Annotated in this window: 12 protein-coding genes and 4 tRNA genes; 11 read left to right on the top strand and 5 right to left on the bottom strand. The window is 68.4% G+C overall.

The window, feature by feature from the left end:
- Position 1 precedes the first annotated feature (1 nt).
- Together BM199_RS12770 and BM199_RS12765 are read left to right on the top strand one after the other, a co-directional pair.
- A complete protein-coding gene (locus tag BM199_RS12770) occupies positions 2-637 on the top strand; it encodes a hypothetical protein (protein WP_091673114.1) in 636 nt (211 codons plus the stop codon).
- A complete protein-coding gene (locus tag BM199_RS12765) occupies positions 634-1,509 on the top strand; it encodes a nucleotidyltransferase domain-containing protein (RefSeq protein ID WP_091673112.1) in 876 nt (291 codons plus the stop codon). Before BM199_RS12770 ends, BM199_RS12765 begins: the two co-directional genes overlap by 4 nt.
- Before the next feature lie 90 nt (positions 1,510-1,599).
- Here the strand turns inward: BM199_RS12765 and BM199_RS12760 are convergent.
- From BM199_RS12760 to BM199_RS12745, 4 genes are all read right to left on the bottom strand, one after another.
- Positions 1,600-1,674: transfer RNA gene (locus BM199_RS12760), tRNA-Val, on the bottom strand.
- 1 nt (position 1,675) lies between these two features.
- A tRNA-Cys gene (locus BM199_RS12755) sits at positions 1,676-1,747 on the bottom strand.
- Positions 1,748-1,818: 71 nt separating this feature from the next.
- Positions 1,819-1,891 (bottom strand) — tRNA-Gly (locus tag BM199_RS12750).
- 113 nt (positions 1,892-2,004) lie between these two features.
- Positions 2,005-2,430 carry an SsgA family sporulation/cell division regulator gene (locus BM199_RS12745; protein WP_091673111.1) on the bottom strand — a complete coding sequence of 142 codons (426 nt, stop codon included), beginning with the start codon at positions 2,428-2,430 and terminating at the stop codon, positions 2,005-2,007.
- Positions 2,431-2,845: 415 nt separating this feature from the next.
- Here BM199_RS12745 and BM199_RS12740 point away from each other — a divergent pair.
- From BM199_RS12740 to BM199_RS12725, 4 genes are all read left to right on the top strand, one after another.
- Positions 2,846-2,920, top strand: a tRNA-Val gene (locus BM199_RS12740).
- 491 nt (positions 2,921-3,411) lie between these two features.
- Positions 3,412-4,983, top strand: coding sequence for a sugar transferase (locus BM199_RS12735; RefSeq protein WP_091673109.1), 1,572 nt, complete (start codon positions 3,412-3,414; stop codon positions 4,981-4,983).
- Between the two features lie 107 nt (positions 4,984-5,090).
- A complete protein-coding gene (thrS, locus tag BM199_RS12730; protein ID WP_091673107.1) occupies positions 5,091-7,124 on the top strand; it encodes a threonine--tRNA ligase in 2,034 nt (677 codons plus the stop codon).
- A complete protein-coding gene (locus BM199_RS12725; RefSeq protein ID WP_091673106.1) occupies positions 7,111-7,659 on the top strand; it encodes an HIT family protein in 549 nt (182 codons plus the stop codon). Before thrS ends, BM199_RS12725 begins: the two co-directional genes overlap by 14 nt.
- A 109-nt stretch (positions 7,660-7,768) precedes the next feature.
- Here BM199_RS12725 and BM199_RS12720 read toward each other — a convergent pair whose 3' ends face one another.
- On the bottom strand, positions 7,769-8,317 hold the full coding sequence (locus BM199_RS12720; protein WP_091673104.1) for a YceI family protein: 549 nt from the start codon (positions 8,315-8,317) through the stop codon (positions 7,769-7,771).
- A 113-nt stretch (positions 8,318-8,430) separates the two neighbouring features.
- On the opposite strand from BM199_RS12720, the gene BM199_RS12715 reads away from it, so the two are divergent.
- The 5 genes from BM199_RS12715 to BM199_RS12695 all read left to right on the top strand — a co-directional run bounded on the left by BM199_RS12715 (position 8,431) and on the right by BM199_RS12695 (position 12,317).
- Positions 8,431-8,931 carry a MarR family winged helix-turn-helix transcriptional regulator gene (locus BM199_RS12715; protein WP_091673103.1) on the top strand — a complete coding sequence of 167 codons (501 nt, stop codon included), beginning with the start codon at positions 8,431-8,433 and terminating at the stop codon, positions 8,929-8,931.
- 116 nt (positions 8,932-9,047) lie between these two features.
- Positions 9,048-9,659, top strand: coding sequence for a phosphatidylinositol phosphate synthase (pgsA, locus tag BM199_RS12710; RefSeq protein ID WP_091673101.1), 612 nt, complete (start codon positions 9,048-9,050; stop codon positions 9,657-9,659).
- On the top strand, positions 9,656-10,573 hold the full coding sequence (locus BM199_RS12705; protein ID WP_091673099.1) for a phosphatidylinositol mannoside acyltransferase: 918 nt from the start codon (positions 9,656-9,658) through the stop codon (positions 10,571-10,573). Before pgsA ends, BM199_RS12705 begins: the two co-directional genes overlap by 4 nt.
- Before the next feature lie 77 nt (positions 10,574-10,650).
- Entirely contained in the window at positions 10,651-11,805 is a 1,155-nt protein-coding gene (locus tag BM199_RS12700; RefSeq protein WP_091673272.1) for a glycosyltransferase family 4 protein, read from the top strand.
- Positions 11,802-12,317, top strand: coding sequence for a LemA family protein (locus BM199_RS12695; protein ID WP_091673097.1), 516 nt, complete (start codon positions 11,802-11,804; stop codon positions 12,315-12,317). Before BM199_RS12700 ends, BM199_RS12695 begins: the two co-directional genes overlap by 4 nt.
- Positions 12,318-12,360: the final 43 nt, after the last annotated feature.

Here is a 12,360-nt window from a genome sequence, read left to right as displayed (position 1 = left end):
CGTGAACCGGCCGGATGTGGAGCGCATCGTCCGCTACAACGCGCAGCGGCAGCAGGAGTACGAGTCGTCGGAGTTGATCCGGTTGCTGACCGACGAGAACACCGCTGAGGAAACGAAGAAGGCCGTGCTCACCTACCTGCAGCCCTGGTCGAACGCCTTCCAGCGGATGATCAGTGCCCGAGTCACTTTCGAGACCGACCCGGACCTGCGGGTGCTCGCCCTGACACATCAGCAAGAGGAGATCGGGCACGACACCATCCTGGCCCGCAGCCGCGCGGACGACCATCGGGTGGTCTGGGACCCTGTCATAGAAGCGGGCGCGTCGTGGTTCGTCGACCAGTTCGCTGTCCTGCCGAGTGTCCAGCGCGCTGTCCTTGCTCATCTCGCCCTCGAAGCGGGGAGCCTCGTCTTCAGCAGGGCGGGCGCCCGAGCCTTTCCCGACGACTCGTACTTCGAGTTGCACGACGAAGCCGATGCCGAGCACCTCGAAATGGGGTACCGGGTTCTACGGGAACGCAGCGACTGGACCGTGGACGGCACCATCATCGTGCTGGACCGTGCGTGGCAGGTGATCACCGTGGTCTCCGACCGTATCTCCGAGTGCGCCAGGCGTGACACCGGGGCCGCCACCGTATGACCGCGATCGACCCGGTCGCTGCTGCGCGCGCCGTCGCCGCCGAATGCGCCCGCGCCTACCAGGATGTCTTCGCCGAGCGTCTGATCGCCGCCTACCTGCTGGGCAGCCTCGCGTACGGCGGCTACGCCCCGGCTGTCAGCGACATCGATCTGGCCGTTATCCTCACCGGCGCTCGGGACAGCGATCCCGGCACCGTCAGAACCACGAGTGAAACCCTGCGCGGACAAGGCAGTCTGCATCGCAAGTTGTCCGTCTTCTGGGGCTCTCTGCCAGCGCTGCGCGACGGACACGACGACGGGCGTTTCCCCGCACTCGACCGCCTGGAGCTGACTGACCACAGTGTACTTCTGCTCGGTGTCGACGTCGCCGGGCAGGTTGCCCGCCCGGCCACCGACGAGTTGCAGTTGGCCAGCGCACGGTTCGCGGTCGATGTCCTGGCTACCGACGAGGTGACCGCCGAGTTCGACCGCCCCTGTCGTCTCCTGACCGACCCGGTGTGGTTCACCAAGGCCGTGCTGTTCCCGGTCCGCTTCCTCTGTACCAACACCAAGACCACTGGGCGCGCCGCCACCAACGACGAGGCCGTCGACTGGTACCTGGCTCAGCCGCGGGCAGCCGCGCAATCCCTGGTCCGCCTGGCCGCGTGGGTCAGAGCGGGACATCCACTGGATCCCGCACAGGCCGCACCCCAGCTGGCCGCCGGCTTGATTCCGCTCTATCGGCATTACGTTGACGAGCAGACCCGCCGCTTGCATCGCGCCAGTGCCCCGGTCGACCTCGTCACCGCCTTCACGCGGTGGGGTCAACGTCTTGCGGGACTTGCTCCGACGGCAGCGGCGCCCAGTGTGGATACCGCGAGCGAGCGCCCGTGATCAGAAGCGTGCTGCTGGCAGTTGGAAGTCTTCACTGACGCCGAAACCCTCACCGATGGCTGTCACCGATGAGGGTTCGACTTGAAGAGATGGTGCGCGATACTGGGATTGAACCAGTGACCCCTACCGTGTCAAGGTAGTGCTCTCCCGCTGAGCTAATCGCGCGAGGCGGAGGCGGGAATCGAACCCGCGTACAGGGCTTTGCAGGCCCTTGCCTGAACCACTCGGCCACTCCGCCGTGTTCCAGGGAATCCGATCTTCGGGAACTCCCTCCGATCACGATCCCACTGCGGGGTGCCGCCGCAGTCGAGCGGACGACGGGACTCGAACCCGCGACCCTCACCTTGGCAAGGTGATGCGCTACCAGCTGCGCTACGTCCGCATTCCATGACTCCGTGTCGCCTGACCCGTCGTCTTGGTGTTGAAAAGAACTGTATCGGACCCGAAATCGGCCCTGACATGGGGGGTCCCGCCAATGGCGTTTACCGCCCGTGATCAGGTCCGATCGTTCGGGATGAGATGGGTCAGCGCGTCGTCGACGTCGACCCAGAGGTGTTCGTTGCCCGGCAGCACCACGTCGTAGGTGCGGTCGAGGAAGTCGGCCAGCTCCTGCGCCGATGCCTCGAACATCGCGTGCCCCGACGGGGAGTTGAGTTCGATGAGCACGGATTCCGGATCCTCGACGGAGGGGCGGATCCGCACGTCGCCGTCGCCCGCGTCGGCGAGCAGGCCGTCGGCGAGTAGGTCACGTGCGTACACCCACTCCACCCAGCCGGCGCGGCCCGTACGGAACGCGGCGACCACCGCGTAGGGATCGCGGGTGTCATAGCGCAACTCCACCTTCACCGGAACCGCGGGCGTCCGCGGCGCCAGCAGGTCGAACACCGCTGTCGAGCGGAGCGTCACGTGATCGTTTCGCATCGTCCTACCCTTCTGCTCCCTTCCCGGTCAGTCTGACCGAGTTCCGGTGGTGAGACGTAAAAGGGGGCCGACTCGCTCGCCGTTTTGCCCGAGATCACCCGTATGGGGTCATCCCGGGCTCCCTTTCACGTCACCACAGCCCTCGGCCGTACTGGCCTCGCGCGCGATCGTGGTGATCGTCCACGCGTACATACTGCTCGGTTTGACGCCGGGGCGATAGCGCCGCCCCGCAAATGGCCGACGTGACCTAGGTCCCCCCGTGCGCCGGATGCCGCGCCGGGCGACCCCAAGGGCCCCGGCGAGCACGCGGTTGTTCGCTGAGTGCTCATTGATGTGCGGAACGTGTCCGTCGATGAACCACCCGTTTGCAGGCCGCCGAAGGTCGTCCGGTAGAGTCCTTCTCACAGCAAGGCCGGGGCGATTAGCTCAGCGGGAGAGCACTTCGTTCACACCGAAGGGGTCACTGGTTCGATCCCAGTATCGCCCACCACCAGTGTTTTGTTGTCAGCCAGAGGGCCCGGTGCAGCCGGGCCTTTTCTGTGTCCGCCATCAGCGTCAACCGTCTCGGGTGCGGAATCATTACCCGATGTGCCACTGATCACGGCGGCGCACGTGTGTCTGTTGTGGACCCAGCGCGACCGGGGGATGGCGTCTCCATGCCTTCCGTCGCGACATCTCGTCTCCGGGTCCACGAATGCCCCTGAACGTAATCTGTCAACTAACTACAGTCCGTAGTGAGTTGGCGAGTGACATCACTACCCGTTGTCACCTTTTTGTTATCTTCCGTTGGTCAGATCCTCCGATTCAGTGAGGCAAAGTTCGCTGATGGCGCTGTAACACCCCGTTGCGAGTGACCGATACCACGGCGTGTGTCGCTCGAATGACATCCACGCATTCGTTACACACCGTAATCTCGTGGCACCACCATGCGTAGTCGCGCGCGGGCCGTGGGATCACGACCGATGAGCGGAAGGGTCCTCCATGGACGAGTCGGCACGGTCGCTCTTCGCCGCGGACGGCGAGGCGCCGGGGAGCGGCCCGCGCCCATCGTCGCGGGCCGGGCGGTGGGACGAGTCCTCGTCTCGGGTGCGGCTCCGATCCGTCCCGGAACCCGTGGAGGACATCGCGCCAGCCCTGGCGTGGGAGCGCCGTTACCTGGCCTCGGTGATCACCGCCGACGTACTGGTGACACTTCTGGTCGTCGCTCTGGCGGTCGTCTTCATCGAAGGGCTGGGCGGGCCGGTGGGCGTGCATCAGCTGATCGCGTTCGGCACGGTACTGGCCGTACTCGCGGCGTTGCCCGCCACCAGGGCCTGGAGCCTGCGGGTGCTCGGTGCGGGATCGGAGGAGTTCAGCAGGCTCGGCAGGGGACTGTTCATCGCGGCCGTCCTGATCGCACTGGCGGGGCTCATCTCCGGATCGCTCGCGGTGCAGGCATGGGTGTTCGTCGTCGTGCCCGTGATCGCGCTCGTTGCCTTTCCGCTGCGCTATCTCCTGCGGCGGCTGCTGCACGGGGCACGCAGGCGGGGTGAGTGCCTGCTGCCGGTGATGGCGGCGGGTGCCCCGGGAACCGTCCGTGAGCTGATCGAGCGCACCAGGACCGAGTCACATGTGGGCTGGCGGGTGGAGGCGGTGTGTACCACCGAAGTGGTGCCCCAGAGCGACTCCGTCGGTGAGACCGGAGGAACGGGAGCGATCGCCGGTGTTCCGGTCGTCGGCGGGCTGGGCGATCTCTCGGCGCATGTCCGCCGGGGCGGGTACCGCGTGGTGGCGGTGACGGCCGACCCGTACTGGACTCCGCGCAGGCTGCAACAGCTGGCCTGGGACCTGGAGGGCACCTCGGCGGAGATGGTGGTGGCGCCCGTCCTGATGGAGGTCGCGGGGCCACGGCTGAATGTCTCCGGTGTTCTCGGCATGCCACTGCTGCGGGTCTCGGCGCCGCAGTTCACCGGTGGAAAACGGCTGATCAAGGACGTGGTGGACCGCGTCGGAGCGCTGACCCTGCTCACCCTGTGCGCGCCGCTGCTGCTGCTGATCGCGGCGTGGATCACCGTCTCGGACCGGGGGCCGGTGATCTATCGGCAGCGGCGGGTCGGCAGGGGCGGCCGGGAATTCACGATGTACAAGTTCCGCACCATGATCGTCGATGCCGACCGTGTCCGGCACAGTCTGATGGAGAACAACGAGGCGGCGGGGCCGTTGTTCAAGCTGCGCAAGGACCCCCGTGTGACCAGGGTCGGCGTGTTCCTGCGCCGCTACTCCCTCGACGAGTTGCCGCAGTTGTTCAACGTCCTGTCCGGGCGGATGTCGCTCGTGGGGCCACGCCCGCCGTTACCGGAGGAGACCGCCGAGTACGCGCCGGACGCGCGCAGGCGCTTGCTGGTCAAGCCGGGGCTGACCGGGCTCTGGCAGGTCAGCGGGCGCAGCGATCTGACGTGGGCGGAAAGCGTGCGGCTGGACCTGCGTTACGTCGAGGACTGGTCCCTCGCGCTGGACATGGTGATCCTCTGGAAGACGCTGCGGGCGGTCGTGGGCGGATACGGCGCGTACTGACCGTGCGGGTGCCGCTCGGGTGGGCAGACCCGCTGACCAAACGGGTCCGAGGGTGACGGCTAGCATCGGACACGTCGTCCGTGCACCGCACTTCCTAAGGAGCCACCGTGTCCCAGCCGTCCGCAGTCGTGTCCGAACCCGCCCCACGCGTGGTGGTGCCGGCCGGGACCACGGCGGGCACCGCTGTGCGCGAGTCCGGCCTGCCTGGCAAGGGACCCGACGCGGTGGTCGTCGTCCGCGATGCCGGTGGGCAACTGCGCGACCTGGCCTGGACTCCCGAGGTGGACACCGAGGTCGAGCCCGTCGCGGCGAACACCGAGGACGGCCGCAGCGTCATCCGGCACTCCGCCGCGCACGTGCTGGCCCAGGCCGTGCAGCAGCAGTTCCCCGACGCGAAGCTCGGGATCGGTCCGCCGGTGCGGGACGGCTTCTACTACGACTTCGCCGTCGACACCCCGTTCACCCCAGAGGACCTGCAGGCGCTGGAGAAGCGCATGAAGCAGATCATCAAGGGGTCGCAGCGGTTCTCCCGCAGGGTGCTGGACTCCGTGGCCGCCGCCAGGGAGGAGCTCGCGGGCGAGCCGTTCAAGCTCGAGCTCGTCGATCTCAAGTCGGAGGTGGACACCACCGAGGTGATGGAGGTCGGCGGCGGCGAGCTGACCGTTTACGACAACGTGGACCCGCGCAGTGGCGACCGGGTGTGGGGCGATCTCTGCCGGGGGCCGCACGTGCCCACCACCAAGCACATCCCCGCGTTCAAACTCATGCGGGTGGCCGCGGCGTACTGGCGTGGCGACGAGAAGAATCCGCAGCTGCAGCGCATCTACGGCACCGCGTGGGAGTCGGCGGAGGCGCAGGACGCACACCTGGAGATGCTGGCCGAGGCCGAGCGTCGCGACCACCGCAGGCTCGGAGCCGAGCTGGACCTATTCTCCTTCCCCGAGGAACTCGGGTCCGGGCTGCCGGTGTTCCACCCAAGGGGTGGCATCATCCGGCGGGAACTCGAGACCTACTCCCGGCACAAGCACGAACAAGCCGGATACGAGTTCGTCAACACCCCGCACATCAGCAAGGGCGCGCTGTTCGAGACCTCCGGGCACCTGCCGCACTACGCCGAGGGCATGTTCCCGCCGATGAGTCTGGAGGGGACGGACTACTACATCAAGGCGATGAACTGCCCGATGCACAACCTGATCTTCCGCTCCCGCGGCCGGTCCTATCGCGATCTGCCGTTGCGGCTGTTCGAGTTCGGCTCGGTCTACCGGTACGAGAAGTCGGGTGTGGTGCACGGGCTGACCCGCGTTCGCGGCATGACCCAGGACGATTCGCACATCTACTGCACGAAGGAGCAGATGCAGGGCGAGTTGCGCTCGCTGCTCGACTTCGTGCTGGACCTGTTGCGCGACTACGGGCTCAACGACTTCTATCTTGAACTGTCCACTCGGGACGACTCGCCCAAGTTCATCGGCGAGCCCGCTGAGTGGGAGGAAGCCACCGAGGCGCTGCGGGAGGCTGCCGCCGCCTCGGGGCTGGACCTGGTGCCCGACCCCGGCGGCGCGGCCTACTACGGGCCGAAGATCTCCGTGCAGGCGAAGGACGCGATCGGGCGCACCTGGCAGATGTCCACCATTCAGGTGGACTTCCAGCAGCCGAAGCGATTCGGCCTGGAGTACCAGGCCGCCGACGGCTCGCGGCAGCAGCCGGTGATGATCCACCGCGCGCTGTTCGGGTCGATCGAGCGGTTCTTCGGCGTGCTCACCGAGCACTACGCGGGTGCGTTCCCGGCGTGGCTCGCGCCCGTGCAGGTGGTGGGCATCCCGATCGCGGACGAGCACGTCGAGCATCTGCGCGGCGTGGAGAAGGCGTTGCGGGCCAAGGGGATTCGGGTCGAGGTCGACGAGAGTGACGACCGGATGCAGAAGAAGATCCGGACCCACACGACGCAGAAGGTGCCGTTCCTGTTGCTGGCAGGCGGCAAGGACGTGGAGGCAGGCGCCGTCTCGTTCCGTTTCCGGGACGGTGGGCAGATCAACGGGGTGCCGGTCGGGACCGCGGTCGACGTCATCGCCGACTGGGTGCAGCGGAGGGAGAACGCGTCGCCCACGACGGAGACGCTGGAGGCTCTCGTTGGGCGGGCCTGAGGTCGAGCATCAGGACGGTGTCGGCGTGCCGGACGCGCTGCAGCGGTTGTGGACGCCGCACCGGCTCGCCTATGTGCAGGGGGAGAACAAGCCGCAGGGCGACCACCCGCAGGGCTGCCCGTTCTGCAGGCTCGTCGAGCTGTCCGACGCCGACGCGCTGATCCTCGCCAGAGGTCGCCTCGTGTACGCCGTCCTGAATCTGTACCCGTACAACCCGGGGCATCTGATGGTGGTGCCGTACCGGCACGTCGCGGACTACACCGAGCTGACACCGGAGGAGACCAGCGAACTGGCCCGGTTCACCCAGCGGGCGATGACCGTGGTGCGGTCGGTCTCCGGCGCGCACGGCTTCAACATCGGTATGAACCAGGGCGTCATCGCGGGTGCGGGCATCGCCGCCCACCTGCACCAGCACGTGGTGCCTCGATGGGGCGGCGACGCCAACTTCATGCCGGTGGTGGGCCACACGAAGGTGCTGCCGCAGTTGCTCGGGCAGACCCGAACACTGCTCGCGGAGGCCTGGCCGGAGGACTGACCGGGACGGTTCGCTCCCGTCCGGTCCCGCACCTGGCGGGAATTCGTCGACGAGTTCCGGTACCAACCGGTCGGTTGGGGGACTCGTCAACGGATTCCCGCCGGGGAGATCACTGCTGGAGCCCGGCCTCGATGTTCAGCTCGATCTTGATCTTGTCGCTGACCACGGCGGTCGGGATGTTTGCGCCGACGGCGAAGTCGGAGCGGCTGATCTCGGTGCTCGCCTCGACGCCGACGACCTTGCTGTCCGGGGTCATGCCGTCGCCGAAGCCGCCCAGTTCGGCCTGGAGGGTGACCGGCTTGGTGACGCCGTGCAGGGTCAGCTCGCCGTCGATCAGGTAGTCGCCGTCCTCGACCCGGATCCCGGTCGAGCGGAACGTCAGCGTCGGGAACTGCTCGACATCGAGGAAGTCGCCGCCCCGGACGTGCTCGTCGCGCTGCGCGCTGTTCGTGTCGATGGTGGCGGCCTGGATGGTCGCGGTCACCGAGGAGCCGTTCAGCGTGTCCGCGGTGACGATCTCGCCCTCGAAGGTGCTGAACTGGCCGCGCACCTTGGAGACGCCCAGGTGGCGAACGGTGAACGTGACGTCGGAGTGCGCCGGGTCGATCGCCCAGGTGCCCGCGATGTAACCGGGGATCTCGGTGGTGGGTGCGCTCATGGGAGTTCTCCTTGACTGTCGTGTGACATGTTCTGGGGGACCCTGTTGGTTGAGCCCTCAATCAGACCGTACCGCAAGTTGGTTGAGAGCTCAACCAGGGGTATGATGAGGGCATGTCCGAGACTCGATGGCTCTCCGATGAGGAGCAGCGTGTGTGGCGTTCGTTCAACGCCGCCGTCAGCATGCTCAGGGCACACCTCGAGAGTCAGTTGCAACACGACTCGGGCATGCCGCACACCTACTACGAAGTGCTGGTCGCGCTCTCGGAGGCGCCGGAGCAGACCCTGCGGATGAGCGGACTCGCCGAGGCGTGTCAGTCCTCCCGCAGCAGGCTCTCGCACGCGGTGTCCCGCCTGGAGGCCAACGGCTGGGTGCACCGCAGGTCCTGCCCCACGGACAAGCGCGGAGCGCTCGCGTCGCTCACGCCGCGCGGACTCGCCGCACTGCAGGAGGCGGCGCCGGGGCACGTGGAGGCCGTGCGGTCGAGCCTCTTCGACGTGCTGACACCGGAGCAGGTCACCGTCCTCGGCGAGATCAGCACCGCGATCCGCAACGGGCTCGCCTCGGAGTGCGAGCTCGCCAGGCAGGTCGAGTGCGAGGTCGAGGAGGGCTGATCCGCCCGATCGTGCGCGAACCTGCAACGACGGCGCGTGACAGCCTCGCGGAGGTGGGTAGATAGGCTTCGGTTCGCCCATCCATCCGCCGTAGCCTGGAGCGCCGGACAGAACTGATGCTCAACATCTTCGCGCGCACCTCCGTCTCCCGTGTCACCGATCCGGTCGGCCGCGCTCTGCTGCGTGCCGGGCTGACGCCGAACGTGATGACGGTGATCGGCACGGCAGGGGCGATGATCGGCGCCCTCGTGTTCTTTCCCACCGGAATGCTGCTGGCCGGCACGTTCGTCGTCTGGGGCTTCACGATGCTGGACATGCTGGACGGTGCGATGGCCAGAGCCAGGGGGCACGGCACCCCGCTGGGGGCCGTCCTTGACGCCACCTGCGACCGCCTCACGGACGGTGCCGTGTTCGCGAGTATCGCCTGGTGGTGCTTCGTCGTCGAAGGCAATGAGCGGGCGGCGGCGGCCGCGCTGATCTGCCTGGTGCTGGCCCAGGTCATCTCCTATGTCAAGGCGCGTGCGGAGGCTTCCGGACTCGAGGCGGACGGCGGGCTGATCGAACGGCCCGAGCGGTTGATCATCGCGCTCACCGGCACCGGCCTGCAGGGATTCGGGGTGCCCTTCGCGGTGGAGGCGACGCTCTGGCTGCTCGCCGTGCTGTCCGCCGTCACACTGCTGCAGCGCGCCGTCACGGTGACCAGGGCGGCCAGGAAGGTGGGCACGTGAGCGGACTCGGTCACCGGATCGGCGACGCGGGGTACGCGGCGGGCTGGCGCCTGGTCAGGATGCTGCCCGCGCCGGTGGCGACGGCGGCCTTCTCCCTCGGCGCGGACCTCGCCGCACGCCGGGACGGGGCGGGCGTTCGCCAGCTGCGGCGCAATCTGACACGGGTGGTGCCGCAGGCTGGCCAGGCCGAACTGGAGGAACTGACGCGCAGGGCACTGCGCTCCTACGCGAGGTACTGGCAGGAGGCCTTCCGCCTGCCAGCGATGGACCCCGCCGAGATCGTGACCGGCGTACAGCAGGGCATCAGCGGTGTGGAGAACCTGGACGCGGCGCTGGCGGAGGGCAACGGCGCCGTGGTCGCGCTGCCCCACTCCGGCAACTGGGACGCCGCGGGAGTGTGGCTGGTCGACCACTCCGGCACCTTCACCACGGTCGTCGAACGCCTCGAACCGGAGTCGCTGTACCGGCGTTTCGTCGATTTCCGCGAGTCGCTGGGGTTCGAGATCCTGCCGGCCAGCGGGGGAGCGGCGTCGTTTCGCACGCTGCTGCGGCGGTTGCGGGAGAATCGGGTCGTCTGTCTGGTCAGCGACCGCGATCTGTCCGGAGCGGGCCTGCCGGTCACTTTCTTCGGCGAGCAGACGAGGATGCCTGCCGGGCCCGCGCGGCTGGCGGCGAGCACAGGAGCGGCACTGTTGCCGGTGGGCAGCTGGTTCACCGACGACGGTTGGGGTATCCGTATCCATCCGCGTATCCGGGTGAACGCCCGGGAGGAGGTGCCCGCGGCCACGCAGGCGCTGGCCGACGTTCTCGCGGGCGACATCGCCGCCCATCCTGCCGACTGGCACATGGTGCAACGGCTCTGGCTGGCCGACCTGCCTGCCGAGCAGCGCGTGGCCCTCGGCGAATCGAGGTGACGGTGCCGAACGAGGAACTGCCGGTTTCCGCGTCTGTCTCGGATGCGCCAGCGCGTGCGGAACGGACGGAACGATCCCTGCGCATCGGTATCGTCTGCCCGTACTCCTTCGACGTCCCCGGCGGTGTGCAGGGGCACGTGGTCGACCTGGCCAAGGCGCTGTTGGCCAGGGGACACGTGGTCTCCGTGCTGGCTCCCGCCGATGACGAGTCGGGGTTGCCCGAGTTCGTGCATCCGGCGGGCCGCGCGCTCGGCATCCCCTACAACGGCTCGGTCGCTCGGCTGCAGTTCGGTCCCGTCTCGTACGCGCGGGTCCGGCGCTGGCTCAGGGACAACGCCTTCGACGTTCTGCACCTGCACGAGCCCGCGGCGCCGAGCCTGTCGCTGCTCGCGCTGAAGATCGCCGACGGCCCGATCGTGGCGACCTTCCACACCTCGACGCCGCGGTCGCGCACGCTGTCGGCGTTCCAGCCGGTGCTGCGGCCGTTGCTGGAGAAGGTGACGGCCAGGATCGCGGTGTCCGTCCTCGCGCGACGGGTCCAGGTGGAGCATCTCGGCGGTGACGCGGTGGAGATCCCGAACGGCGTGAACTCGGAGTTCTTCGCCCGGGCCGAGCCGCTCGACGGATATCCCCGCGCCGGTGGGACTGTCGGGTTCATCGGCCGGTTCACCGAGCCGCGCAAGGGAATGCCGGTCCTGCTCGAGGCGATGCGCGAGCTGACGGCCACGCGCCCGGATCTGCGGCTGCTGGTGGTCGGCGGGGGAGTGACCGATTCCCTGCTGCGGCAGGCAGGGCCGGAACTGGCAGACCGCATCGACCTCCTCGGGCAGGTTGACGACGAGACCAAGGCCCGGGCGTTGCGCAGTGTGGACGTGTACTGCGCGCCCAACACCGGCGGTGAGAGTTTCGGCATGATTCTGACCGAGGCCATGGCGGCGGGGGCGCCGGTGGTGGCCAGCGATCTCGACTCCTTCCGCAGGGTCCTGGACGACGGCAGGGTGGGAGTGTTGTTCCCGGCCGGGGACGCCGGCGGCCTGGCGGACCGGCTCGGCATGGTGCTCGACGATGCCGACCGGCGTGCGGAACTGTCGGCTGCTGGCCGGGAGCGCGTGGCGATGTTCGACTGGGGTGGCGTGGTGGTGCAGGTGCTGCGCGTCTACGAGACGGCGATCGCGGCCGATCCCCGGCGGGTCGTCGCGTTGCCCGCCGAACACCCGGTGACCAGGCGATGAGCACTGTCCTGCTGATCGTCGCCCTGGCGGGGGCGCTGGTGGTGCTCGGCGGGTTGTGGCTGGTCGCCACCGCCAATCGTCTCGACCGGTTGCACGTGCGCACGGACGCGGCCTGGGCCGCACTGGACGCCGCGCTGGCGCGCAGGGCGGTCGTGGCCCGCGCGGTCGCCGCCGCGGCGCTGACCGGACCGGAGGCGGACCAGTTGCGCGCCGCGGCGGGCAGCGCCGAGTCAGCACCTCGCCCGGAACGCGAGGTGGCGGAGAACCGGCTGACGGCGCTGTTGTCCACTGTGGATCGACGACCGCTGCCCGCGCCGCTGGCGGACGAGTTGGTCGACGCCGAGCAGCGCGTGGTCATCGCGCGGCGGGTGCACAACGATGCCATCCGCGACACCCTCGCGCTGCGCCGCAGGCGTAAGGTGCGCTATTTCAAACTGGCGGGCACCGCCCCGCAGCCGGAGTACTTCGAGATCGCCGAACCCGAGTTCGACGGTCCCGAACCCCCCGGCTGAACCCGCCGGAACCGCACTTTCCCGGGAAAGTGCGAGCCCGGAT

The organism is Amycolatopsis marina (assembly GCF_900111885.1).
Classification (GTDB): domain Bacteria; phylum Actinomycetota; class Actinomycetes; order Mycobacteriales; family Pseudonocardiaceae; genus Amycolatopsis; species Amycolatopsis marina.
Note: the sequence above shows the minus strand (reverse complement) of the source record. Positions and strands in the feature narration are given on the sequence as shown.